This window comes from Mycolicibacterium frederiksbergense (assembly GCF_012223425.1).
Lineage (GTDB): Bacteria > Actinomycetota > Actinomycetes > Mycobacteriales > Mycobacteriaceae > Mycobacterium > Mycobacterium frederiksbergense.
In genome coordinates, this window is sequence record NZ_CP038799.1 from 2,240,686 (window position 1) to 2,265,847 (window position 25,162).

Genomic DNA, 25,162 nt, shown 5'->3' on the forward strand with positions numbered 1-25,162 from the left:
CACTTTCGCAACCGCGTCAACATCGAGAGGCGCCGGCGCTCTCCGCAGAGGTTGACGGGCTGCGCGACCGGGTAGCCACACTGTCGGCGACAAGGAGAGCAGATGATCGAGATGCACCGGGAGGTCACCACCACCGTCGCTCCGGAGGTGGTGTTCGCCTACCTGTCCGACTTCACCACCACCGAACAGTGGGAGCCGGGAACCGTGCGCACCACCCGCGTCAGCGGGGACGGCGGCGTCGGCACCCGGTATGCCAACACCTCACGGTTCGCGGGCCGCACCAGCGACCTCGTGTACGAGGTGATCGGTGTGACGCCGGGGCGATCCATTCAGCTACGTGGACAGAATGATTCGCTGATCGCGCATGACACGATCACCGTCACCCCGCACCAGGGTGGCTCGAAGGTCACCTACCGCATCGAGTTCGCGTTCCAGGGCTTGCTGCGTTTCGCCGAGCCGCTGCTCCGCATCCCGGTGGCACGTCTCATGGACAAGGGCGTCGAGGGACTCCGGCGCGAACTCGCCACCCTCTGAATCAGGACAGTCCGATCGCGCCCAGACAGAACTTCCACACTCGCTGCAGTTCCGCGTCGCTGTAGCGGGTGTTGGGCAGGTAGTGGGTGGGCCGGACCGCGCGGTCATGCCAGAACCGGCCGGACGGCGGAGTCGGTGACGTCGCGGTCAACCAGACAGCGGTGTCGGCGGCCTGTTCCGCCGTGCGCAGCACCGGTCCGGTCAGCTTCCGGAACGCGGGCAGCGAGGTGGCCACACCGGGGGTATCGGCCCAGCCCGGGTGCATGGCGGCGACCATGACCGACTGGGCGGCCCACCGGTTCGCCAACAGCGGTGTCAACGCCACCTGGATCCGCTTGCTACGCGCGTAGGCGACCGCCCCGCGGTAGTGGCCGGAGGTGTACTCGATGTCATCGGCGGGCAGCCGCTGGGTGTACATGCCACCGGAGGACATCAGCACCACCCGCGGGTCCGGCGACTCCACCAGCACCGGCAGCAGCAGTTCGGTGAGCAACAGCGGTCCGAGCACATGGGTTGCGAGCGAAAGCTCATGGCCCTCGTCGGTCCGGGTCCGCTCCGGGGGCATCACCCCGGCGTTGTGGATCACCGCATCGAGCCTGGGTACCCGGGACACCAGGTCGGCGGCGAAGGCCCGAACCCCCGTCAGATCGGACACATCGCACCGTTCGATCTGCACATCCGCGCCGGGAGTGGCGTCGAGGATGTCCTTGCGGGCCGATTCACCGCGGGCCCGGTCGCGCACCGTCAACAGCACCGTGCCGCCCAGCCCGGCCACCCCGGCGGCGATGGCCTTGCCGATGCCGGAATTCGCACCGGTCACCAGGATGGTGGACCCGGCCAGGGCGTCGGGATCCAGCGGCGACCAGAACCGCTCACGCACCGCCAACCCGAGACGGGTGTATCCGGGCACCACCGTCCGGTCGAGCACTCCGTCCACAACCGCGCGCAACATGACTGTCGAAACTCCCGTCAACCGATTACCTGGTATTCGGAGCCGACGAGCGTCCGGTTGGTACCGCGGATGCACTGGGTGCCGAGCAGACGCAAATGGCCCCGAAATCAGGTGATTTCGGGGCCATTTGCGACTGTTCGCGGGTATCAGTCCGATTCGGCCAGACGCGTCTTCAGGGCGTCGAACTCGTCCTTGATGCCGGTCGGCAGCTTCTCGCCGACGAACTCGAACCACTCCTCGATCAGCGGCAGCTCGGCACGCCACTCATCGGCGTTCACGGCCAGCGCCTCGTCGACATCGGCCGGGTCCACGTCCAGCCCCGACAGATCGAGATCGGCTGCGGTCGGCACGATGCCGATCGGGGTGCTCTTGCCCTCGGCCTGGTGCTCGATGCGCTCGATGGCCCACTTCAGCACGCGGCTGTTCTCGCCGAATCCGGGCCACAGGAAGCGACCGTCGGCGCCACGGCGGAACCAGTTGACGAAGAACACCTTCGGCAGCTTGGACTCGTCGGCCTGCTTGCCGATGTTGATCCAGTGCTGGAAGTAGTCGCCGACGTTGTAGCCCAGGAAGGGCAGCATGGCCATCGGGTCGCGCCGCACGGTGCCGACCTTGCCCTCGGCGGCGGCGGTCTGCTCGGAGCCCAGGGTGGCACCGATGAAGACGCCGTGCTGCCAGTCGCGGGCCTCGGTGATCAGTGGCACCGTCGTCTTGCGGCGGCCGCCGAACAGGATCGCCGAGATCGGCACACCCTGCGGATCGTCCCATTCGGGCGCCAGCGTCGGGCACTGCGAAATCGGGGTGCAGTAACGCGAATTTGGATGGGCGGCCTTGGTTTCCGTCTCGCGGAGAACCCAGTCCTCACCCTTCCAGTCGATGAGGTGATCGGGCTCGCCCTCCAGGCCCTCCCACCACACGTCGCCGTCATCGGTCTTGGCGACATTGGTGAAGACGGTGTTGCCACCGGCGATCGTCTTCATCGCGTTGGGATTGGAGTCCCAGTTGGTGCCCGGCGCGACACCGAAGAAACCGAACTCGGGGTTCACCGCGTAGAGCTGGCCGTCCTTGCCGAAGCGCATCCAGGCGATGTCATCGCCGACGGTCTCGGCGCGCCAGCCCGGGATGGTGGGCTGCAGCATCGCGAGGTTGGTCTTGCCGCAGGCCGACGGGAACGCCGCGGCGATGAAGTAGGACTTGTTCTCCGGCGAGATGAGCTTGACGATCAGCATGTGCTCGGCGAGCCAGCCCTCGTCGTGGGCCATCGCCGAGGCGATGCGCAGCGAGTAGCACTTCTTGCCCAGCAGCGCGTTACCGCCGTACCCGGAGCCGTAGCTCCAGATCTCGCGGGTCTCCGGGAAATGCGTGATGTATTTGGTGTCGTTGCACGGCCACGGAACGTCGGCCTGGCCGTCCTCGAGCGGGGCGCCGAGCGAGTGCAGCGCCTTGACGAAGAAGCCGTCCTCGCCGATCTTGTCCAGCGCCGCCTGGCCCATCCGGGTCATGGTGCGCATCGAGACCACCACATACTCCGAGTCGGTGAGTTCCACGCCCAGCTTCGGGTCCTCGGCGTCCAGCGGGCCCATGCAGAACGGCACCACCCACAGGGTGCGACCGCGCATCGAGCCCCGGTACAGCTCGGTCATCAAGGGCCGCATCTCGGCCGGATCCATCCAGTTGTTGGTGGGGCCGGCGTCGACCTCGCGCTCGGAACAGATGTAGGTGCGGGATTCCACGCGCGCCACGTCGGACGGGTCGGAGAGCGCCAGGTAGGAGTTCGGCTGCTTCTCGTCGTTCAATTTCTGGAAGGTGCCGGCCTCGACCAACTGAGCGGCCAGGCGCTCGTACTCCTCCTGTGAGCCGTCGGCCCACGCGACGCGGTCGGGTTGTGTCAGCTCCGCAACCTCGCGGACCCAGGCCAGCAGCCCCTGATGCGTCGTCGGTGCGGTGTCCAGACCGGGAATGGTCGCTGAGGTCATCAAAGTCTCCTGCGTAGTTTCCGTGAACATGCCGATAACCGACTGGTCACGATCGTCCCTAATAAGAGGTTAACGCGGGTGACTTTGGTCTGAGGAATCGGGACAATGTCCGATCACTCACAGGAACGATTCAGAAAGATATTCAGAAAAGTCGTACTGAGCGGTAACCGAATTCATCTGATTATTAAATCGGCGCGGACGGCCGCCAATGCCGCGCGCAGCGCCGGTAGCCGGCGCTCGGCGGCCGACGCGGCACGCGCCGCGGCCACCGCGCGCTCCCGCAGCCGCGCATCGAGGGCATCCAGCCGGCGGGCCGTCTCCGTGGCCGTGCGCTCGTCCGCGGCCGCCGCCTGACCGGTGAAGTCGACCTCGGCGGCCAGCACCCGGGTGGCGACCAGCGCCTCGGCGTCCTCGCGCAGCGTCGCGGTGACGCGGCCGACCCATCGATCCAGCAGCGCCCGGTCGTGCAGCAGGCCCCGAATCCCCACCACCCACACCGTGAGCAGCACCCCGAGCAGGCCACCGGCGACCGCACCGACCGCGGTCAGACCCGGCGCCAGCCCGGTGAACAGGCGGCTGGCCGCCAGCGCGACACCCAGCCCGAAGCCCGCACCCAGCAGCATCATCAGTTGCATCTCCAGACGCCGCGATGTCAGCCCGGGCCCGTCCACCTCCGGGGCGGGCGGCGCCGGCGGCACCGGCGGTGCGGACAAACCCAGCTCCGCGGCGATATCCCGGAACTGTTCGGTGACACCGGAATCGACCTCCGTGACGACCTCGGCCGCCCGGCCGGCCACATAGCTGCGGAAATCCTCGGCTCGGCGCCGCGCCACCCAGGGCAGTCCACCCCAGGACGCGGCATCCTCGGAGAGCTCGGTGCGCACCGACGCACACCGGTTTCGGGCGAAGTAGCCCAGTTGCACGCGGGCCTGCTGGATGCGGCTGCGCAAGGCGATGGTGCGCTGCGAGCGGGCCGACCGCGCGTCGTGCAGGATGTCCGCACGCTGACGGTGCAATGCCGCGGATTCGGCATCCGCCGCCGCCGCAGATGCTGCGCCGATCTGCTCGGCGAGGTGGCTTTCCCACGCCCGCAACCTGTTTCGTCGTGCGAGCGTGTCATCGGACAACTTTTCCCGCAGCATCGAGACCAGACCGTCGAGGTGCGGTCTGCCCTCGGGTGGCGCGGCGGCCACGCCCACCCACGGCATGTCACGCAGCCGCGGCACGTGCGCAGCGACGGCGTCGGCGTCGGCACTGCGCACCGCCCGCCAGTCCCGGTGGACATCGATCTTGGTCACCGCGCCGAGCACGAGGTCGGTGTGGCGCACCGCGATATCGAGGACCGCACAGTCCGATTCGGCGAGCGGGGCCACGGCGGACACCGCGAAGACGACCGCGACGGGCGCGATATCGGGTGCGAGTTCCTCGGATTCGACGAACATCTGCTCGGGCAGGTGCCGCCGCAGTGCCGCGGTCAGGCTGGACACACCGGCCAGCCAGGGACCGATGACCAGCACGGCCGCACCGGGCACCGGTCGCGGCGGTGTCAGCCCGGGCGCCATGGCGGACACCCTGGCGTCCAGGTCGCGGGGGTCTTCGCGGAGCAGTTCTCCGGTCACCACACCCCCGAGCGCAACGCTCCCCGCGCGATATCCGCGGCGCAACGGCGGTGCAGGGCGTTGACCGGGCCCCGGCTGTAGCGCTGCCAGCGCACCGCCCGGCGCAGCGGATCATCCGGGCCGGTGTCCATACCGTCGGCACCCAGCACCGCGGCGGCCGCGGCCATCGCGGCCCGCACGGCGGTGTTGCCGGTGAGCACCGCGTCCAACCGTGGGTCGGCGGTTCCGGCCGCCAGCGCCCGCAGCCGGGTCATCGCCTCACACAGTCTCCGATATCGCAGCGGCGCGGCCGCGCCATGGATACCGGCGGCCAGCGCGTCGATATTGCTCGCCCGGCGCAGTAATGCGGTCAACGCGTGGCCGTCGGCACCCGCACGGACGGCCGCGATCGCCGCCGCGGTCCCGGACAGATCGGTCACCTCGAGCAGCCGTGCGCGGGTCGCCGACGGCACGGAATGCGCCGCGGCACAGAACGCATCGGTGGAGCCGAGGTCCGCCGGTTCGGTGACCAGCGCCCCGATGGCGGCGACCAGTTCGTCGTCCAGCGTCGCAATCGCCAGCAGACCCGACACCGGTATGACCGGCACACCGGTGCTCCGGCGGGCCGGCTCGACGTGGCCGGGCACCGCGGCACCGAGCAGATCGGCCTTGTTCAGGGCGACCACGATCGGACCGTCCGCCGCGGCGGCGATCCGGCAATCCTCCGGTTTGGCGGTCTCGGCGATGACCAGCACCTCGACATCGGCTCCGGTGTCGACCACCGCCAGCCCGGCCGCACGCAGCCCCGCCGTGAGGGTGCGCAGGCCCACCCCGGGCCTGCCCACCGTCCGGACCCGGATCGGGCGGGACAGCCCGTCGATGATCGGACGGAGCTCGCGCCGGCCGTCGGCATCCGCCAGAGCGGACAGTTCCGAGACGAATTCGTCGACAGACATCGCCGCTCCTGTCACATCCGTTGCACTGTCACCACGGCCCACAGCACAGCCACACATCACATCGTGTCATCGCCATGACACCCCGGTGAGCAGTGTTTTCCGGACATATCGGCGCAAAGACAACTGTTGGGTATCAATCTTCACCACGATGCGGGTACACCTGTCTGGATGAGCGACGATGGACCGATGTATGCCCAGCGCGAGGAGGCCGGGGAGGCCACCGGTGCGGATGCCTCCCCGCCCCACCACATGCGCCGCGTCACCAGCTTCCGGTCGCGGCGTTCCACCCTGTCCGGCGGGCAGCAGGAAACCTGGGAACGGCTGTGGCCGCGGATCGGGACCGAGGCCCGCGACGGTGACGCCCGGCCGACGGTGCTCGACACCGCACAGTGGTTCGGCCGCCACGCCCCGCTGATCCTGGAGATCGGCTGCGGGACCGGCACCTCGACGGCGGCCATGGCCCAGCAGGAACCCGACCTCGACGTCATTGCGGTGGAGGTCTACAAGAAAGGGCTGGGCCAGTTGCTCGGCGCGATCGACCGCGACGGCATCACCAACATCCGGCTGGTCCGCGGTGACGGCGTCGACGTGCTCGAGCACTCGCTGAGCACGGCATCGCTGACCGGGGTGCGGGTCTTCTTCCCGGACCCGTGGCCCAAGGCCCGGCATCACAAGCGGCGCCTGCTGCAGCCCGAGACCATGGCCTTGATCGCCGACCGGCTCAAGCCCGGCGGGATCCTGCACGCGGCGACCGACCACCAGGGTTACGCCGAGCACATCGCCGAGGTCGGGGACGCCGAACCGCGGCTACGCCGGGTCAGGCCCAGATTCGACGGTTCCGACGCCCTGCCGATGTCGGTCGCCAGGCCCGAGACCAAGTACGAGCGCAAGGCCCTGGCGGGTCCGGTCGTGACCGAACTGCTCTGGGAGCGCATGTGACGATGACGACCGACCCCACCATCCCCGAGATCCCACCGTCGGCTCCCGAGGTACCGCCCACCCAGCGTGTACTGCTGGTCTGGGACGCACCCAATCTCGACATGGGCCTCGGATCCATCCTGGGCGGCCGGCCGACCGCCGCGCACCGGCCGCGTTTTGACGCATTGGGCCGCTGGCTGCTGAGCCGCACCGCCGAACTGTCCAGCCGCCGCGACGCCGAGACCGGTGCGGTGGCCACGCTGGAACCTGAGGCCACCGTTTTCACCAACATCGCCCCTGGTAGCGCCGATGTCGTCCGGCCCTGGGTGGAGGCGTTGCGTAACGTGGGCTTCGCTGTCTTCGCCAAACCCAAGATCGACGACGACAGCGACGTGGACAGCGACATGCTGGAGCACATCGCGCTGCGCCGCAGCGAGGGGCTGGCCGGTGTCGTGGTGGCATCCGCGGACGGTCAGGCGTTCCGGATACCGCTGGAAGAGATCGCCCACGAGGGCGTTCCGGTGCAGGTGCTCGGATTTCGCGAACATGCCAGTTGGGCGTTAGCGTCGGATAGCTTGGAGTTCGTCGACCTGGAGGACATCCCTGGTGTCTTCCGGGAGCCGCTACCGCGAATCGGCCTTGATTCGCTGCCCGAGCAGGGCGCTTGGCTGCAGCCGTTCCGGCCGTTGTCTGCGTTGCTGACCTCGCGCGTGTGAAGAACTGAAGTGACAATGCGCGCGGAGCGTGATTCAGATCGACAAGAACAAATAAGGAGCTGACGTGTTCGCCTGGTGGGGTCGAACGGTGTACCAATTCCGATACATAGTGATCGGGGTCATGGTCGCACTGTGCCTTGGTGGCGGCGTTTACGGGGCCAGTTTGGGGTCCCACGTCACCCAGAGCGGTTTCTTTGATGAGGGCAGCCAGTCGGTGCAGGCATCGTTGCTGGGCGACGAGGTCTATGGCCGCGACCGTGGCAGCCACGTCGTGGCGATCCTGACGCCGCCCGATGACAAGTTGGTCACCGACCGGGCCTGGCAGGAGAAGGTCTCCGGCGAGTTGGATCAGGTGGTCGCCGATCACCCCGACCAGGTGGTCAGCTGGGTCGGCTGGCTGAAGGCGCCTGACGCACCTGCGGTCGCCGCGATGAAGACCGCCGACCTGCGGAGCACGTTCGTCAGCATCCCGCTCAAGGGCGATGACGACGATTCGATCCTGAAGAACTACCAGACCGTCCAGCCCGACCTCGAACGGATCAACGACGGCAACATCCAGCTCGCGGGCCTCAACCCCATCGCCAGCGAGCTGACCGGCACGATCGCCACCGATCAGAAACGCGCCGAACTGGCCATCGTGCCGCTCGTGGCCGTGGTGTTGTTCTTCGTCTTCGGCGGCGCCGTCGCGGCGGCGCTGCCCGCCATCATCGGTGGCCTGACCATCGCCGGCGCGCTGGGCATCCTGCGGTTCACCGCGGAATTCATGGACGTGCACTTCTTCGCGCAACCGGTCGTCACGATGATGGGCTTCGGTATCGCCATCGACTACGGGTTGTTCATAGTGAGCCGGTTTCGGGAGGAACTCGCCGAGGGTTACGACGTCGAGGCCGCCGTCCGGCGCTCCGTCATGACCTCCGGCCGGACCGTCGCCTTCTCCGCGGTGATCATCGTGGCGTCCTCGCTACCGCTGTTGCTCATTCCGCTCGGCTTCCTGAAATCGATCACCTACGCGATCATCGCGTCGGTGCTGCTCGCGGCGTTCCTGTCGATCACCGTGCTGCCCGCGGTACTGGCCATTCTCGGCCCGAATGTCGACGCGCTCGGGGTGCGCACGCTGCTGCGGGTGCCGTTCCTCGCGAACTGGACGTTCTCCCGCAAGATCATCGACTGGTTCATCGAGAAGACCCAGAAGACCATGACCCGAGAAGAGGTCGAGAAGGGCTTCTGGGGCAAGCTGGTCAACCAGGTGATGAAGCGACCCATCGGCTTCGCCGCACCGATCCTGATCATCATGACGCTGCTGGTCATCCCATTGGGACAGCTGGCGCTCGGCGGGTACAGCGAGAAATACCTGCCACCGGACAACGCGGTGCGCATGGCGCAGGAGAACTTCGACAAAGAATTCCCCAGCTTCCGCACCGAACCGCTCACTCTGGTGATCCGCAGCGACAACGGTGAGCCGATCACCGATCAGCAACTGGCTGAGCTGCGGTCCGAGGCGCGGACCGTACCCGGCTTCATCGGTGCCGACGACCCGTCCACCATGTGGCAAGAACGTGCAGTCCAGGAGGGCGGCACCGAGGATCCATCGGTGCGGGTGCTGCAGAACGGGCTGGTCAACAGTGCCGATGCGCCTGCCAAGATCGAGGAGCTACGGGCGCTGTCGCCGCCGCGCGGGACAGCTGTGTTGGTCGGCGGCACTCAGGCGTTGGCGCAGGACAGCATTCAAAGCCTGTTCGACAATCTGCCCCTGCTGGTCATACTCCTGGTGCTCACCACGACGGTGTTGATGTTCCTGGCGTTTGGATCCCTGGTACTGCCGATCAAGGCGGCGTTGATGAGCGCGCTCACCCTGGGCTCCACGATGGGCATCCTGACCTGGATGTTCGTCGAGGACGGGCACGGATCAGGAATACTCAACTACACGCCGCAACCACTGATGGCTCCGATGATCGGCCTCATCATCGCGGTGATCTGGGGTCTGTCCACGGACTACGAGGTGTTCCTGGTGTCCCGCATGGTCGAGGCCCGCGCGCGCGGGCTGTCGACCGCCGAGGCCATCCGTATCGGTACCGCCACCACCGGTCGCCTCATCACCGGTGCGGCGCTGGTGCTGGCCGTGGTGGTCGGCGCCTTCGCGTTCTCCGATCTGGTGATGATGAAGTACCTGGCCTTCGGCCTGCTGATCGCCCTGCTGCTCGATGCCACCGTCATCCGGATGTTCCTGGTGCCGGCCATCATGAAACTGCTCGGCGACGACTGCTGGTGGGCACCGAAGTGGATGAAGCGGATGCAGGAACGCATCGGTCTCGGTGAGGTCGAGCTTCCCGATGAGCGCAAGCGCCCCGTCCTGCGCGAACCCGATGGTGAGGTCGCCGACCAGGAAGCCCTGGTCGGCGCCGGCGCCCCGGCGCACCCGGCCCAACACGATCCGGGACACCCGGTGATCCCCCCGGCTCCGGGCCCGCGTGGTGCGTTGCCGCCGGTCCGCCCGCCGGGTCCGTCGGCCGCGGGAACCACCCGCATACCGACCCCGCCGCCCGGACCCGCACCGGAACCGCCGACGACTCGCTTTGCTGCGCAACCGGATTCGGCTGCGACCTCGGCGATCAACGCCGTGAACGCACCACCGACCGAGCGTGTCCCGCGGGCTGATCCGGCACCCGGTCGCGAACGCCGCGAGATTGAGTCGTGGCTGGGCGAGTTGCGTGGCACCAACACGCCGACGACCGCCATCCCGAGCGCGACTCCGGCACCACGTCCGTCCACGGACCCGACCCGGGCCATCCCCGACGCCGGGGGTAGCGAACCGACGACTGCCATTCCCGCCCAACAGGATCCGGAGTCGACGGAGAAGATCGACACCCGCGACGCCGGTGAGACGCCGACCCGCCGCGGCGGTGGTGTCAGCGCGGCGGATCTGTTGCGCCGGGAGGGCCGCCTGTAAGGGTGCGCTCGACGGCAACCTGCTGACGACTCTCGGCCTCGGTGCGCGGCGCGCCGCGAGAACCGGCGGGAACCCTGGGCACGCGCCGTTACCCTGTAGAGCGTGTCGCACGACGCGCCGATGAGCGACGCCCCTGGCCAGGACGCGCGTCCCCGGGGCAGATACTGGTGGGTGCGGTGGGCCGTCCTCGCGGTCGCCGTGCTGGTGCTGACCGTCGAACTGGTGCTGGTGTGGGATCAGCTGGCCAAGGCCTGGGCCAGTCTGCTGTCGGCGAACTGGTGGTGGGTGCTGGCCGCGGTCGTCGCGGCGATGGCGTCCATGCACAGCTTCGCGCAGATCCAGCGCACCCTGCTGCGCTCGGCGGGTGTCACGGTGCGGCAGTGGCGGTCCGAGGCGGCGTTCTACGCCGGGAACGCGTTGTCCACCACGCTGCCCGGCGGACCGGTGCTCTCGGCCACCTTCGTCTACCGCCAGCAGCGCATCTGGGGCGCCTCCCCCGTGGTGGCGTCCTGGCAGCTGGTGATGTCGGGGGTGCTGCAGGCGGTCGGCCTGGCCTTGCTGGGCCTCGGCGGGGCTTTCCTGCTGGGCGCCAGCAAGAACCCCCTCTCGCTGATCTTCACCCTCGGCGGTTTCTTCCTGCTGCTCGTGCTCGCCCAGTCGGTGGCGTCGAACCCCCAGCAGCTCGACGGTATCGGCGTCCGGCTGTTGTCCTGGTTCAACTCGCTGCGCGGCAAACCGACCGACACCTGGCTGGACAAATGGCGTGAGTTGCTGCGCCAGCTGGAATCGGTGCAGCTGAGCCGTCGTGCGCTCGGTAACGCCTTCGGGTGGTCGTTGTTCAACTGGATCGCCGACGTCGCCTGCCTGGCCTTCGCCGCGTACGCCGCGGGCGGGCACCCGTCGCTGGCGGCGCTGACGGTCGCCTACGCCGCCGCCCGCGCGGTGGGATCCATCCCGTTGATGCCGGGTGGGCTGCTGGTGGTGGAGGCGGTGCTGGTGCCCGGGCTGGTGTCCAGCGGGATGACACTCGCCTCGGCGATCTCGGCCATGCTCATCTACCGGCTCGTCAGCTGGATCTTCATCTCGGCGATCGGCTGGGTGGTCTTCTTCTTCATGTTCCGCACCGAGATGGACGTCGACCCCGACGCACCGGATGACCGACCGCAGCAAGCAGGAGAACCGTGAAGCGCCGAATCCCTTTCACCGCAGTCACTCTCACTACCTTGGTGGCGCTGGTCGGTTGTTCGCCCAGCACCGAGCAGGCGAGCACCGAGACGTCGGTGACGACGCCGGCTCCCGCGCCCGCCCCCGCGCCGACGCCCGGCACGCCCGCCGCAGCCGCTCCAATCGCCACCCCACTGCTGGCCCGGGCACTGGCCGCACCGGTACCGGTGCCCGCCACCGATGGCCGCACCCACCTGGTTTACGAACTCCTGCTGACGAATTCGATGAATCAGGATGTCACCGTGGACTCGGTGGTGGTACGTCCGGGCGACGGTGATCCGCTGCTGACACTGGCCGGCGCCGAGCTCGCCGACCGCACCCGGGTGCTCGGCACCACAGCCCCGACCGCCGCACTCGGGCCCGCGCAGTCCGCACTGGTCTGGCTCGACGTCACCACCGAGAACGGGCGGACACCCACCGAACTCGACCACGAGGTCAAGGTGACGTTGACCCAGCCGATGCCACCGCTGTTGCCCGCCGAGGTGACCGAGACCGTCGCGCCGGTGACCGTGCAGACGCGGCAACCGGTGCGCATCGCCGCACCGCTGCGCGGGCCGCAGTGGTGGGATGCCAACGGCTGCTGCGGAATGACCGCACACCGGATGGCGATCAACCCGATCGACGGCGAACTGTGGGGCGCCGAGCGTTTCGCCATCGATTACGTGCAGCTGATGCCCGACGGCCGGCTGTTCGACGGCAAGGTCGACGACCTGTCGGGCTATCCCTATTTCGGCGCCGATATCCACGCCGTCGCCGACGGCCCGGTGGTCGCCGTCCTCGACGGCCTGCCCGAGCAGGCGGCCGGCGTCAACCCCACCGGGCTGCGGCTGGACGAGTACGGCGGAAATCACGTGGTACAGGACATCGGCGGCGGCAACTACGCGTTCTATGCGCATCTGAAGACCGGTTCGGTCGCGGTGAAACCCGGCGACCGGCTGAGCGCCGGGCAGGTGCTCGGGCAGCTGGGCAACAGCGGCAACACCGACGCGCCGCACCTGCACTTCCACGTGATGGACGGACCGGACCCGCTCAAGGCCGACGGGCTGCCCTTCGTCATCGACGCGTTCCGACTCACCGCACGGATATCCGACGAGGTCGGCCCCGATGGCGATGCGATCGATGCCGCGATGGCGGGCAAGCCCGCGCCGTTGCAGCCCGACGTGTCACCGCGCGACGAAACCGGGCTGCTCCCTTTGGTTTCCGATGTGATGGACTATGCCGATGAATGACCGCCCGCGCCCGCTGGTGGCGCTGCTGACCGACCTGGTGTGCGTCGTGGTGTTCTGCACCATCGGCAGGCGCAGCCACGCCGAGGGGCTGACCGTCGCCGGTGTCGCCGAGACGGCGTGGCCGTTTCTGACCGGAACGCTGGCGGGCTGGCTCGCCGCGCGAGCCTGGCAGCGGCCCGCGAGCCTCTATCCGACCGGGCTGATCATCTGGGTGTTCACCGTGGTCGTCGGCATGTTGTTGCGCAAGGCCACCTCCGCAGGTACGGCCGGCAGCTTCATCGTGGTGGCCTCGATCACGACCGCCGTCCTGCTGCTCGGCTGGCGCGCCATCGCGAAGGTTCTGGCGCGGCGCTGACCGCCGCGGGCTGCTCACCGTCTTCGATCTGATCCGGGGCACGGTCGGAGATCGTCAGCGTCGCCCGCAGCCCACCCAGTGGGCTGTCCGAGAGTTCCAGCCGGCCGCCGTGCAGCGCCGCCTGCTGGGTGACCAGGGCCAGGCCCAGACCCGAACCGCCGGGCGCGGCGGTGCTCCCCCGCGCGAACCGGCCGAGCACCGCGGTGCGCTCCTCGGCGGGCAGTCCGCGCCCGTCATCGTCGACCACGATGCGCACATGCCGGTCCGCGCCGCGGCTCCCGGACAGCACGATCCGCTGCGCCGCTCCGTGCGCGACGGCATTGCGCACCAGATTGTCGACGGCCAGGCGCAGACCCCCGGGCCATCCCCACACCATGCCGAGATCGTCACCGGCCTCGACCGTGATCTGCACCGGCGCATCGGTGCGCGCGTTCTCGCGCGCCACCCGGTCCAGCAGATCGGTGATGTCGATCAGTTCGCGGTCCTCGGCCTGCGCCAGCTGACCCGACGCCAGCTGACCCAGCGCGGTGATGATCGCCTCCACTCTGCGCTGCGCGCGCAGCAGGTCGGCCACCACCTCGTCGCGCTCCTCGGTCGGCAGATCGTGGATGCGCAGGGTGTCCAGGTCCGCGCGCATCGCGGTCAGCGGGGTACGCAGTTCGTGCGCGGCGTTGGCCGCGAAATCCTGTGCGGCCTGCAGCGACCGGGTCGTCGCCTGCTGGGCGGCCACCAGCCTGCTGAGCATGCCCGCCATCGCATCGGACAGTTCCTCGGCTTCCCGGGCGCCGGTGACGGCGGGCATCTGCGCGCCCGGTTTGGCGCCGTTGCCCAGCAGCTTGGTCTGTTCGGTGAGCCTGCGCAGCGGCCGGACGGCGGGCCCGGCCAGCAGCCAGCCGAATCCGGCCGCCACCAGCACGGTCAGCACACCGACGGCGATGTAGATCGGAATTCTGGCCTGGCTCAACAGGATACTGTCGGCGCGGATGCCGATGGACAGCAGCACACCGCCACCCTGCTGGTCCATCGGGATGGTGCGGACCCGGTACTCCACACCGTTGACCTCGACGGTCTCGGTGCCCGGCGACAACGCAGGCAGCTGGAATCCGCGCTGGAACATCACCTGGCCGCTGGACCGGGACCGGCCGGTGGTGAGCACCCCGCGGCGCGGATCGGACAGCTGCTCGGGGAACATACTGGCCTCGACGATCGAGTCCAGGCGCCGATCGAGTTGTGCGGCATCGTTGTTGACCAGCACGACGGTGGTCAGCACCGTGAAGGCAGCGACCACCGCGGAGGCCGCGATCGCGGAGGCGACGGCGACCCGGGTGCGCAGGGAGGCCGAGCGGCCGATCAGGGGAAGCGACAGGCGCACCGGCGGTCCCTCCTCACTGAGGCTCTTCCCGCAGCACGTACCCGATACCGCGCACGGTGTGGATGACCCGTGGGCGGTCCTCGCGTTCCAGCTTGCGCCGCAGATAGGAGATGAAGACGTCGGCGACGTTGGTGTCGACGTCGAAGTCGTAGCCCCACACCAGCTCGAGTAGACGCTGCCGGGTGAGCACCACGCCGGCGTTTTCGGCCAGCACCGCCAGCAGATCGAATTCGCGCTTGGTCAGATCGGCGCGTTCGCCGTCGACGTAGACCAGGCGGCGCGCGGTGTCGATGGTCAGCGGGCCCACGATCATGACGTCCGATTCCTGTTCGGAATGGCTGGACCGCCGCAGCAGGGCATGCAGCCGGGCCACCAGCTCGCCCAGATCGAACGGTTTCGTCAGATAGTCGTCGGCGCCCGCCTCCAGTCCGGCGATGCGGTCGTTGACGGTATCGCGCGCCGACAGCACGCAGATCGGGATGTCGTTGCCGAGCGCCCGCAGCGCCGTCACGACGGCGACCCCGTCCAGTTCGGGCATCTGCACATCGAGCACCAGTGCGTCGTGCGCCTCGTTGGAGAGCATCCGGAGCGCCTCCTTGCCGTTCGAGGCGACCCGGACGTCGAACCCGGAATGGCGCAGCCCGCGGGCGACCGACGTCCGCACATCCGGATCGTCGTCGACCATCAGGACAGTGCGGCCGGTGCTCTCCGACGGGGAATGCTCGTGTGTGCGCACTCCTGGATTATGGCCGCATCAGCGGTGTCAGCGTGCGGCGGCGGCAGGACCGGTCAGTGAACCGACGCCGGGCACGGTGCCCGAGGTCACCGCATCGGCCGCACCCTGGGCACCGACGTTGGCCAGCGCGTCCAGACCGCCCGGCAGGTTCGCCGCCGGCGCCTGAGCGGCCTGCATCAGGCCGAGCAGCTGGGGCAACGTCACCGGCAGCTTGCACTGGGTCGACAGTTTCACCAGCGGAGCCTGCAATTGCTGCAGATCCGCGGCCGTCTCGGGGTTGGCATCCAGATAGTTCTTCGTCGCCACCAGCGACTGCGGGCCGGCCGGTTGTGCCGCGATGGCGGTGAGCGACTGGTTGGCCGCCGGGTGTGCGTCCAGGTAGGTGCCCATCGAGGTGGCCACCGAGCCGACGGTCTTGGCGATGTGGCTGGCCGCGCACGGATCCGGCGCGGCACCGGCCGCGGGCGCACCCACCGCGGACATGCCGAGCAGCGCGGCCCCGCCGATCGCGGGTCCAGCGAACGCAGCGAACAGTCCGCGGCGCAGCGGCGCAGTGGTGACAGTCATGGGCAACTCCTTCGATTGATGCACGTGATACCGCTCGCGAACAGTCGCGATCGGTGGTGCTCGAATCCCCGACCCAGAAACGATCAGAGGCCATCATGCCATCCGCGGCACCCCGCGACCAATCCGCACAGCAAACTTGCTGGTCGCCCAGGGTGCGTCCGGCGTCGACGCCGGCAACGCGAACATTCCGGCCTGGTCACAGTGGAATCGACGCCCCGCCACCTCGCAGACTGCTGCGGTAGGCTCTCGCTACCAGCCAGCGGGGAGAAAGGCAGAGGGCGCCATCCAGCAGTTCATGATGCGCTTGAGCAGCAACCTGCGCAGATATCGCTGGGCGGTGTTTGTGGTCTGGGTTCTGCTTCTGGTGCCTTCCGTATACCTGGCGATGAACCAGTCCGACCAGCTCACCGGCGGTGGGTTCGAAGTCGCGGGCTCACAGTCGCTGCGCGTCCAGCACCAGATCGAGGAGCAGTTCCCCGACCAGGGCGCCTCGCCGCTGGCGCTGGTGGCCGTGCCGCGTGCCGACGCGTCGTTCGAGGACATGAACGCCGCCGTCGCACAGTTGCAGCGCATCGCCACCGAGGTGCCGAGCATCAAGGAGGTACCGAACCCGCGACAGCCGCCTCCGGCGCCGGACCGTCCCTATGTCGTTCAGCTGCAGATGGACTTCAACAACAGCGGTGCCGTCGACATCGCCAATCAGCTGCGCGACAAGGTCGGCATCGAAGGCGAGACCGCGGGACAGTCGGAGAACGGCAAGGTCCGGCTCTACGTCATCGGACAGGGCGCGCTCGGGGCCGCCGCCCAACAGGCCACCAAGCACGACGTCGCGCAGGCCGAGAAGTGGAACCTGCCTGTCGTCCTGATCATCCTGCTCGCGGTGTTCGGTTCGCTGGCGGCCGCCGCGATGCCGTTGCTGCTCGGGATGTGCACCGTGGCGGTGACGATGGGCGTGGTGTTCCTGTTGTCCTCGGTCACCACGATGAGCGTGTTCGCGACCTCGACGGTGTCGATGTTCGGGATCGCGCTGGCGGTCGACTATTCCCTGTTCATCCTGATGCGATATCGCGAGGAACTGCGGGCCGGTCGGGATTCGGCGCAGGCAGTCGACGCGGCGATGGCGACCTCCGGGCTGGCCGTGGTGCTCTCCGGCGCCACCGTGATCGCGTCGGTCACCGGCATCTACCTCATCAATACCCCGGTGCTGCAGTCCATGGCGACCGGCGCCATCCTGGCCGTGGCCGTCGCGGTGCTCACCTCCACGACGCTGACCCCGGCGATACTGGCCACCTTCGGGCGCTCCGCGGCCAAACGTTCACGGTTGTTGCACTGGTCGCGGCGCCCCGACGCCACGCAGTCGCGGTTCTGGACCCGCTGGATCGGTGCCGTGATGCGGCGGCCTTGGCTGTCGGCGTCGCTGGCGGCCGCCGTCCTGCTCATCATGGCCGCGCCGGCATTCGCGATGACGCTCGGTAACAGCATGCTGCGCCAGTTCGACCCCAGCCATGAGATCCGCGGCGGTGTCAACGCGGCGTCCGAGGCATTGGGTCCCGGCGCGCTCGGCCCGGTCCGGGTGCTGGTGACCTTCCCCGACGGCGGCGCGGACAGCCCGGCGTCGCGGAGCACCCTGGACAGCATCGGGCAGCGGATGGCTCAGGGGCCCAATGTCGCCGAGGTGTCCCCGGCGGTGATCGGCAAGGACAATGACAGCGCGGTGCTCTCGGCGGTGCTCTCGGTGGACCCCGAGGACTTCCGGGCCCGCGAAGCGATCGACTGGTTGCGCGCCGAGCTACCCGGTGTCGACAGCAATGTGCGCGTGGACGTCGGCGGACCCACGGCCCTGATCAAGGACTTCGACGACCAGGTCTCGACAATCCAGCCGCTGGTGTTCGTGTTCGTGTCGCTGATCGCATTCCTGATGCTGCTGATCGCGATCCGGTCGGTGTTCCTCGCGTTCAAGGGCGTGTTGATGACCGTCCTGTCCGTGGGGGCCGCCTATGGCAGCTTGGTGGTGGTGTTCCAGTGGGGCTGGCTGGAAGATCTCGGCTTCGCCCCGCTCGAGTCGCTGGACAGCACCGTCCCGCCGCTGGTCCTGGCCATCACCTTCGGCCTGTCCATGGACTACGAGATCTTCCTGCTGACCCGGATCCGGGAGCGGTATCTGATCACCAACAACACCCGTGATGCCGTCACCTACGGCGTGTCGACCAGCGCGCGCACCATCACCAGCGCGGCACTGATCATGATCGCGGTGTTCATCGGTTTCGCCTTCGCGGGCATGCCCCTGGTCGCCCAGATCGGGGTGGCCTGCGCGACGGCCATCGCGGTCGACGCCACGATCGTGCGACTGGTGCTGGTGCCGGCGTTGATGGCGATGTTCGACCAGTGGAATTGGTGGTTGCCGCGCTGGCTGGACCGGATCCTGCCGTCGGTCGACTTCGAGAAGCCGCTGCCCAAGGTCGACATCACCGACCTGGTGATGGTCCCCGAAACCGCCGCCGCCGCGCCCGGGGCGGACCTGCGAATGGTGGTCAAGTCCGCCGCCAAGCTGAAAAGCCTTGCCCCACACACCGTGGTGGTGCCCGACCCGCTGGCCTTCAGCGGCTGCGGCCCGGCACCCGATGTCGTCGGCGCGCGGCGGTTCAGCGGGCGCATCCCGACGAACACCGCGGCCCGTCCCCTGCACCCGATCACCATGTGGCGCGGACGGCTCAACGTCGCACTCGACGCACTGGCCACCGCTTCGGACTCCGAGCGACTCCCGGTTCAGCGGCGCGGCCCGATGGAGGCCACCAATGTCCAGCTGCCCACCGGTGACCGGCTGCTCATCCCGACCGGTGCCGAGACGCTGCGGCTGAAGGGCTACCTGCTGATGTGCCGCAACAGCACCAAGGACTACACCGAGTTCGCCCGGCTGGTGGATTCGATGGAAACCCACACCGCGGCCCGGGTCCTCACCGGTATGGACCGGTACTACTGTGGACAGCGCCCGCGGGCGCAATGGGTGGCCACGCAACTGGTTCGACGCCTGGCAGACCCACGCCCATCGGACGATCCGGATGCGCCGGAACCGACCGATGCCGATTGGGCCACTGTCCGGCAGCGATGCCTGTCGGTGGCCGTAGCGATGCTGGAGGAGGCTAAGTGAGTTTGGCCGCGAAGCCCTCGCAGAGCCGACAGGACGATCCGAAGTTCGGTCCCGGCGAGCGCAGCGACGGGAAATTCGCCCGTCCCGACGACCGGCCGGTCGAATTCTGGCCGACGTCGGCGATCCGGGCCGCCCTCGACAACGACGATCTGGACGTGTGGCAGCGCATCGTCGCCGCCATCAAGCGCGACCCCTTCGGCAGGACCGCCCGTCAGGTCGAAGAGGTGCTGGAGACCGAGCAGCCCTATGGCGTGTCGGCGGCGCTGGCCGAGGTCCTGGAAAAGGCCCGGGAGCACCTCGAGGCCAATGAACGCGACGAGGTGGCCCGCCACGTACGCCAGTTACTGGAACGCTCGGGTCTCGGCGCCCCGGAGTTCGCCTCCCGCATCGGGGTTCCCAGCGACGAATTCACCGGCTTCATGGACGCGGCCACGACCCCGTCGGCCTCGATGATGATCCGCATGCGCCGACTGTCGGACCGGTTCGCCCGGATCCGCGCCCAGCGCGCCGCCAACTCGGGCTGAGTGCCACTGCCCGTCAGCGGGCGTTGATCGGCGTCACGTCGGTCACCAGCCACCTGCCGCCTTCCTTTTCCAGCGTCACGCGCAGCGCGAGCACCGCCACATCGGCGGGCTTGCCCGGCGCGTTCTGGGTGCCCCGCATCACGACGGCGACGCTGGCCACCGCCGGCCCGATGGCCTCCACCCCGGCCGAGACGGTCTGCGCCTGGCCGGAGATGTTTCGGCTGGTCAGATCCTTTGCCACCGCGGCGAATTCGCTGCGGTAGGCCTCGGCCCGGCGCGGTGACATCAGGGCGGTGGCCCGGTCGATCGACGCATTGGGACTGCTCGGTGAAAACGTCGCCGAGGCCTCCGAGACGCTGCTGGCGATGCCCACCACCTCGGCGCTGTCCCGGTTGAGATCGCGGTCCGGGACCGTCCACTGCGTGTAGCCGACGAATACCCCGGCGGCCAGCGCCACCGCGGCGGCGGTGACGACGCCGAAGCGCAGCAACGGCCCGTCGTCATCGGTGCCGACGGTGACCCCGTCACGGCGGTAGAGCACCAGGTTGACCGCCACACCCTGGACGATCAACAACGCGAGCGCGGTGCACACCGCCACCCACCAGCGTGGCCAGTCCAGCGCCGCACCGATGAACACCAGCGCCGCGATCGCGGCCAGCGGGGCCACGATGTCGACGGCGAGTACGCGCAGCCGGTTCCTCATCGGATCGTCTCCAGCTGCGAGATCAGCAGCGTGCCGTCCACGTCGGCGACACCCAAGCGCAGATGCCAGCGCACGGTTGTCGGTTCGGCGCCGGCGTTCTGGTTCACCGACGTCGCCACCACCAGCACGGTGTCAGTGCGCGAGGCGACCGTCGCCAGTTCGGGCTGGGAGTCCTCCGGCCGGCCCTGTGCGTCCCCGACCTGGTGGTGCAGCGTCTCGATGGACACCGACTCGACCTGGCCGACGGTCTTGGAATCGAGCTTGGTCACCAGGCCGGTGAACGGCTCCATGGTGTTGTCGAACTCCACGTTGAGCTGGCCGACGGTGCCGTCGCGCAGCTGCTGCAGGTTCGCTGCGGCCGAGTCCTTGTTCAGGTTGATCAGCAGCCCTGTCCAGTCCGCGGCCGCCTGCAGCACCTCGGTCTGGTGCACGCGTTCGGCGACCTCGCCGCGGTGTCCGGACCAGATCATCGTTGCCAGGACCGCGGCGACCACGCCGATCACGCCGAACACGATCGCGGCGATGCCGTACGCGGACAGCCCCCGGGTTTGCTCATCAGGCATGGCCGTGAGGCTACCGGTGCCGGGGTCACCGGCTCTGGCAGGATGTGAGAGTGACTCTGGACAGTGATATTCGTTCCGGCATCGATCTGCGTTTCGTCGACTCCGAGGTGCGTCCCCAGGATGACCTGTTCGGCCATGTCAACGGCCGCTGGCTCGATGAATACGACATTCCCGCCGACCGGGCCACCGACGGCGCCTTCCGCACCCTGGCCGATCGCGCCGAGGAGCAGGTCCGCGACATCATCACCTCGGCCTCGGCGCAGGATGGTCCCGACGCGGCCCGCAGCTCGGGCTCGCTTGATGCGACGCGCATCGGTGACCTGTACGCCAGCTTCATGGACACCGACACCGTCGCGCGGGTCGGCGTCGCCCCGTTGCTGGCCGAGCTCGCCACCATCGCGGCCGCCCCCGACCGGGAGGCGCTCGCCCTCGTGCTGGGCCGGCTGCAGCGCACCGGGATCGGCGGCGGCACCGGTGTCTACGTCGACACCGATTCCAAGGACTCCACCCGCTACCTGCTGCACATGTCGCAGTCCGGGCTCGGCCTGCCCGACGAGTCCTACTACCGCGACGCCGGGCACGCCGAGATCTTGGCCGCCTACCCCGCACACATCGCGCGGATGTTCACGCTGGTGCACGGCGAAGGCGATCATGCCGCCACCGCCGACCGGATCGTCGCGCTGGAGACCAAGCTGGCGGCCGCGCACTGGGATGTGGTGAAGCGCCGTGACGCCGACCTCACCTACAACCTGCGCGCCTTCACCGAATTGGCAGGCGAGGCACCCGGATTCGACTGGTCCGGCTGGGTGGGTGCGCTCGGCGCGGCGCCTGAGGAAGTGGTGGTGCGCCAGCCCGACTATCTGACCGCGTTCGCGGCGCTGTGGTCCGGCGAGGCGCTGGAGGACTGGAAGCTCTGGCTGAGCTGGCGGGTGATCAGCTCGCGGGCATCACTGCTCACCGACGAACTGGTGGCCGAGAACTTCGCGTTCTACGGCAAGACGCTCAGCGGCACCGAGGCGATCCGCGACCGCTGGAAGCGCGGAGTGGGCCTGGTCGAGAGCCTGATGGGTGACGCCGTCGGAAAGCTCTACGTGGAGCGCCACTTCCCGCCCGAGGCCAAGACCCGGATGGACGAGCTGGTGGCCAATCTGCGTGAGGCCTACCGGGTGAGCATCACCAACCTGGCCTGGATGACGCCCGAGACCCGGGAACGCGCGCTGGCCAAGCTCGACAAGTTCACCCCGAAGATCGGCTATCCCGCACGCTGGCGCGACTATTCGGCGCTCGTCGTCGACCGCACCGATCTGTACGGCAACTACCAGCGCGGGTACGCCCTCGAGTACGACCGCGATCTGGCCAAGCTCGGCGGCCCGGTCGACCATGACGAATGGTTCATGACACCGCAGACCGTCAACGCCTACTACAACCCCGGGATGAATGAGATCGTCTTCCCGGCAGCGATTCTGCAGCCGCCGTTCTTCGATGCGGGGGCCGACGATGCCGCCAACTACGGCGGGATCGGTGCGGTGATCGGGCACGAGATCGGGCACGGCTTCGATGATCAGGGCGCCAAGTACGACGGTGACGGCAACCTGGTGGACTGGTGGACCGATGCCGACCGCACCGAGTTCGGGCAGCGCACCACCGCGTTGATCGATCAGTACGAGACCTTCAGCCCGCGCAGTCTGGACTCTTCGCATCACGTCAACGGCGCATTCACCGTCGGGGAGAACATCGGCGACCTGGGCGGGCTGTCCATCGCACTGCTGGCCTATGAGCTCTCCCTGGCAGGTGAGGAACCCCCGGTGATCGACGGGCTCACCGGGGTGCAGCGGGTGCTGTTCGGCTGGGCACAGGTGTGGCGCACGAAATCCCGTGATGCCGAAGCGATCCGGCGGCTGGCCACCGACCCGCACTCCCCGCCGGAGTTCCGCTGCAATGGCGTCATCCGCAATATCGACGCGTTCTACGACGCGTTCGAGGTCGGTACCGACGATGCCCTCTACCTGGAGCCGGAGCGCCGGGTTCGTATCTGGAGCTGAGGCACCGAACGAGAAATCCCCCGAAACCGCGAGGCTTCGGGGGATTTCCGCGTGGTGAGAGGTCTGGCTAGAACATCTGCCAGTCGGACGCACCGTCGGGCTGGTCGTAGAGCCCGCCGTCGGTGTTCTTGATGACGACCGCGTCACCGCTGCCGAAGTTGTCGAAGAACCACTTGGCGTCGGCGGGGCTGAGATTGATGCAGCCGTGGCTGACATTCTCTTCGCCCTGCGAGGCAACCGACCACGGCGCGCCGTGCACGAAGATGCCGCTGTTGTCGATGCGCACGGCGTCCTTGACCTTGGTCCGGTAGCCATCGGCGGAATCCACCGGTACTCCGTAGGTCGAGGAGTCCATCACCATGTCGGCGAACTTCTCCAGCACGTAATAGGTGCCGTTCTTGGTGTCATTGCCGGCCTTGCCCATGGACACCGGGAATTCCTTCTCGACCTCGCCGTTGCGCACCACGGTCATGGTCTTGGTGCTGTCGTCGATGGTCGCGACCAGCTGCTCCGGCACGGTGAACGTCGACTTGGTGCCCGCGGCGTCGATGCTGACCACGGCGCCCTTCGGCCAGAAGTCCTGGGGCCGCCAGCGCAGCTGGGTGTCGGTCACCCAGTAGAACCGGCCGGGTACCGGCGGGTTCGACGTGATGTGCACCGCGTCCTGGGCCATCTGCCGGTTGGCGATGGGCCGCTGGAAGTTGATGTAGATCGGCTTCGCCGCCCCCGCGATCGACCCGTTCACCGGGTTGAAGGACGGCGGGACGAACGGCGGCATCCCGATGAAGGGGTTCGGGTTCTGGCCGGCCGGGGTGCCCTCCGGGATCGCCAGCGGCACCGCACCCGGGCCCCCGACAGGTGCGAACGGGTCGGGTTCGGCCGCCGGCGGCGGTGCGAACGGGTTGGGGAACGCCGGCGCCGGCGGTGGCGCCGGGGGTTCCGCCATGGCAGCCGGGCTACCGAAACCGAGTCCGACGACCAATCCGGCCGCCAGGAACGCGCTGGCGAGTGTGCTTCTCGTCCGCTGCGTCATATGTCACCTCCACAGGCATATCTGCAGACCAGTGTGTCATAACAGGGGAGCGAGCTAACCCCTGGCGAGGCCGGACGGACCCCTCATCGCCGTCCGACCTGCACCACTGACCTGGGGCTTTCATCGCCTTCGGGCCGTGGTTCGTTACAACTGTGATCTCTCTCAGCGTTCGCTAGGACCGCACCAGCCGGGCGATGGCGGCCGACGCCTCGGCAAGCTTGGCATCGGCCTGCGTGCCGCCCTCGGCGACGGCCTGGGTGACGCAGTGGCCCAGGTGCTCGTCGAGCAGTCCCAGGGCGACCGACTGCAGTGCGCTGTTGACCGCGCTGATCTGAGTCAGGATGTCGATGCAGTATTTGTCGTCGTCGATCATCTTGGCGATCCCACGGACCTGGCCCTCGATGCGCCGCAGCCGTTTGGCGTAGTTCTCCTTCTGCGGCGAGTAGCCATGCTCCGGTGCCTCACTCATCGCGGAATGCCTCCCATCAACTGCTGCATGTGAACGATTTCTTCCTGGCGGGTGGTGATGATCGCCTGTGCCAGCGTCTTGGCGTTGATGTCCTCACCCTCCCTGATCTCGGAGGAAGCCATGGTCATCACCGCCTGGTGGTGGTTGAGCATGACCTGAAGCCATAGTTTGTCGAATTCCGTGCCCTGCAGCGACCCGAGTCGCTCGACGGCGCCCCGGTCGAACAGTGTCGGCCCGGCGGGCGGTGGGCCCTGACCGCCCTCTTCGCCGTCCGTCCACTGCACCAGCAGCGCGTTGATGGTCTCGCTCTGCTGCTGCTCGCTGACGGCCAGCGTGTCGGCCATCGCGACCATCGACGGGTTGCCGGAGTTGGTGCGCGCCAGCGCGACCAGGTGGTCGACCTGTGGCCGCTGCGCGAGCATCCCGTAGGCGAACGCCCGGTCGGTGGCGTTGACCCCGGGCGTCAGGGCCGCGGTCTCCGACGTCGTCGCGGCGGACGATCCTGCCGGCGTGGATTCCTGGCCACCGCAGCCCGAGATCAGCGCGGCGAGCGCCAATGCTGCCAGTAATCCCGTTCGGCTCATCCGACCAGGCTACCGG

22 protein-coding genes are annotated in these 25,162 nt (G+C 68.4%); 10 read left to right on the forward strand and 12 right to left on the reverse strand.

Annotated elements, in window-relative coordinates; all coding sequences use genetic code 11:
• The first annotated feature begins 102 nt into the window (after nt 1-102).
• Entirely contained in the window at nt 103-534 is a 432-nt protein-coding gene (locus EXE63_RS13725; RefSeq protein ID WP_168142383.1) for an SRPBCC family protein, read from the forward strand.
• 1 nt (nt 535) lies between these two features.
• On the opposite strand, the gene EXE63_RS13730 is transcribed toward EXE63_RS13725, so the two are convergent.
• From EXE63_RS13730 to EXE63_RS13745, 4 genes are all read right to left on the reverse strand, one after another.
• Nucleotides 536-1,486, reverse strand: a complete 951-nt coding sequence (locus EXE63_RS13730; protein WP_168142384.1) for an SDR family NAD(P)-dependent oxidoreductase — start codon at nt 1,484-1,486, stop codon at nt 536-538.
• Nucleotides 1,487-1,632: 146 nt separating this feature from the next.
• Nucleotides 1,633-3,462, reverse strand: coding sequence for a phosphoenolpyruvate carboxykinase (GTP) (locus tag EXE63_RS13735; RefSeq protein WP_168142385.1), 1,830 nt, complete (start codon nt 3,460-3,462; stop codon nt 1,633-1,635).
• A gap of 173 nt (nt 3,463-3,635) precedes the next feature.
• On the reverse strand, nt 3,636-5,084 hold the full coding sequence (locus EXE63_RS13740) for a hypothetical protein (protein WP_168142386.1): 1,449 nt from the start codon (nt 5,082-5,084) through the stop codon (nt 3,636-3,638).
• The gene (locus EXE63_RS13745) at nt 5,078-6,016 is read right to left on the reverse strand and encodes a P-loop NTPase family protein (protein ID WP_234904489.1); all 939 of its coding nucleotides are present in this window, start codon (nt 6,014-6,016) and stop codon (nt 5,078-5,080) included. Before EXE63_RS13745 ends, EXE63_RS13740 begins: the two co-directional genes overlap by 7 nt.
• A gap of 168 nt (nt 6,017-6,184) precedes the next feature.
• On the opposite strand from EXE63_RS13745, the gene trmB reads away from it, so the two are divergent.
• The 6 genes from trmB to EXE63_RS13775 all read left to right on the forward strand — a co-directional run bounded on the left by trmB (nt 6,185) and on the right by EXE63_RS13775 (nt 13,405).
• Nucleotides 6,185-6,955: a tRNA (guanosine(46)-N7)-methyltransferase TrmB gene (gene trmB / locus EXE63_RS13750; RefSeq protein WP_168142387.1), complete on the forward strand. Its 771-nt coding sequence runs from the start codon at nt 6,185-6,187 to the stop codon at nt 6,953-6,955.
• A 2-nt stretch (nt 6,956-6,957) separates the two neighbouring features.
• Entirely contained in the window at nt 6,958-7,650 is a 693-nt protein-coding gene (locus tag EXE63_RS13755) for an NYN domain-containing protein (protein WP_168145570.1), read from the forward strand.
• Nucleotides 7,651-7,714: 64 nt separating this feature from the next.
• Complete coding sequence (gene mmpL3, locus EXE63_RS13760; RefSeq protein ID WP_168142388.1) at nt 7,715-10,597, forward strand: trehalose monomycolate exporter MmpL3; 2,883 nt, start codon at nt 7,715-7,717, stop codon at nt 10,595-10,597.
• A gap of 102 nt (nt 10,598-10,699) precedes the next feature.
• Nucleotides 10,700-11,782: a lysylphosphatidylglycerol synthase transmembrane domain-containing protein gene (locus EXE63_RS13765; protein WP_168142389.1), complete on the forward strand. Its 1,083-nt coding sequence runs from the start codon at nt 10,700-10,702 to the stop codon at nt 11,780-11,782.
• Nucleotides 11,779-13,050: a M23 family metallopeptidase gene (locus EXE63_RS13770; protein WP_234904490.1), complete on the forward strand. Its 1,272-nt coding sequence runs from the start codon at nt 11,779-11,781 to the stop codon at nt 13,048-13,050. Before EXE63_RS13765 ends, EXE63_RS13770 begins: the two co-directional genes overlap by 4 nt.
• Complete coding sequence (locus tag EXE63_RS13775) at nt 13,037-13,405, forward strand: DUF3054 domain-containing protein (protein ID WP_168142390.1); 369 nt, start codon at nt 13,037-13,039, stop codon at nt 13,403-13,405. The genes EXE63_RS13770 and EXE63_RS13775 overlap by 14 nt, the downstream gene beginning before the upstream one ends.
• On the opposite strand, the gene EXE63_RS13780 is transcribed toward EXE63_RS13775, so the two are convergent.
• The 3 genes from EXE63_RS13780 to EXE63_RS13790 all read right to left on the reverse strand — a co-directional run bounded on the left by EXE63_RS13780 (nt 13,344) and on the right by EXE63_RS13790 (nt 16,080).
• Nucleotides 13,344-14,777 carry a HAMP domain-containing sensor histidine kinase gene (locus tag EXE63_RS13780; protein ID WP_436277749.1) on the reverse strand — a complete coding sequence of 478 codons (1,434 nt, stop codon included), beginning with the start codon at nt 14,775-14,777 and terminating at the stop codon, nt 13,344-13,346. The genes EXE63_RS13775 and EXE63_RS13780 overlap by 62 nt on opposite strands.
• A gap of 13 nt (nt 14,778-14,790) precedes the next feature.
• Nucleotides 14,791-15,462, reverse strand: a complete 672-nt coding sequence (locus tag EXE63_RS13785; protein WP_168145573.1) for a response regulator transcription factor — start codon at nt 15,460-15,462, stop codon at nt 14,791-14,793.
• 78 nt (nt 15,463-15,540) lie between these two features.
• A complete protein-coding gene (locus EXE63_RS13790; protein WP_168142391.1) occupies nt 15,541-16,080 on the reverse strand; it encodes a hemophore in 540 nt (179 codons plus the stop codon).
• 295 nt (nt 16,081-16,375) lie between these two features.
• On the opposite strand from EXE63_RS13790, the gene EXE63_RS13795 reads away from it, so the two are divergent.
• Nucleotides 16,376-19,228 carry an MMPL family transporter gene (locus tag EXE63_RS13795; RefSeq protein ID WP_168142392.1) on the forward strand — a complete coding sequence of 951 codons (2,853 nt, stop codon included), beginning with the start codon at nt 16,376-16,378 and terminating at the stop codon, nt 19,226-19,228.
• Nucleotides 19,229-19,350: 122 nt separating this feature from the next.
• Nucleotides 19,351-19,752, forward strand: coding sequence for an XRE family transcriptional regulator (locus tag EXE63_RS13800; RefSeq protein ID WP_168145574.1), 402 nt, complete (start codon nt 19,351-19,353; stop codon nt 19,750-19,752).
• A 13-nt stretch (nt 19,753-19,765) separates the two neighbouring features.
• Here EXE63_RS13800 and EXE63_RS13805 read toward each other — a convergent pair whose 3' ends face one another.
• Together EXE63_RS13805 and EXE63_RS13810 are read right to left on the reverse strand one after the other, a co-directional pair.
• Nucleotides 19,766-20,455 carry a hypothetical protein gene (locus tag EXE63_RS13805; RefSeq protein ID WP_168142393.1) on the reverse strand — a complete coding sequence of 230 codons (690 nt, stop codon included), beginning with the start codon at nt 20,453-20,455 and terminating at the stop codon, nt 19,766-19,768.
• Nucleotides 20,452-21,018 (reverse strand): hypothetical protein, encoded by a 567-nt coding sequence (locus EXE63_RS13810; protein WP_168142394.1) that lies wholly within the window; start codon nt 21,016-21,018, stop codon nt 20,452-20,454. The genes EXE63_RS13805 and EXE63_RS13810 overlap by 4 nt, the downstream gene beginning before the upstream one ends.
• Before the next feature lie 50 nt (nt 21,019-21,068).
• Between EXE63_RS13810 and EXE63_RS13815 the strand changes: the two genes are divergently transcribed.
• A complete protein-coding gene (locus EXE63_RS13815) occupies nt 21,069-23,060 on the forward strand; it encodes a M13 family metallopeptidase (RefSeq protein WP_210000505.1) in 1,992 nt (663 codons plus the stop codon).
• A 67-nt stretch (nt 23,061-23,127) separates the two neighbouring features.
• On the opposite strand, the gene EXE63_RS13820 is transcribed toward EXE63_RS13815, so the two are convergent.
• The 3 genes from EXE63_RS13820 to EXE63_RS13830 all read right to left on the reverse strand — a co-directional run bounded on the left by EXE63_RS13820 (nt 23,128) and on the right by EXE63_RS13830 (nt 25,146).
• Entirely contained in the window at nt 23,128-24,093 is a 966-nt protein-coding gene (locus EXE63_RS13820) for a L,D-transpeptidase (RefSeq protein WP_168142396.1), read from the reverse strand.
• Between the two features lie 172 nt (nt 24,094-24,265).
• Nucleotides 24,266-24,562, reverse strand: coding sequence for a copper-sensing transcriptional repressor RicR (gene ricR / locus EXE63_RS13825; RefSeq protein ID WP_105364971.1), 297 nt, complete (start codon nt 24,560-24,562; stop codon nt 24,266-24,268).
• A complete protein-coding gene (locus EXE63_RS13830) occupies nt 24,559-25,146 on the reverse strand; it encodes a DUF305 domain-containing protein (protein ID WP_168142397.1) in 588 nt (195 codons plus the stop codon). Before EXE63_RS13830 ends, ricR begins: the two co-directional genes overlap by 4 nt.
• Nucleotides 25,147-25,162 lie beyond the last annotated feature (16 nt).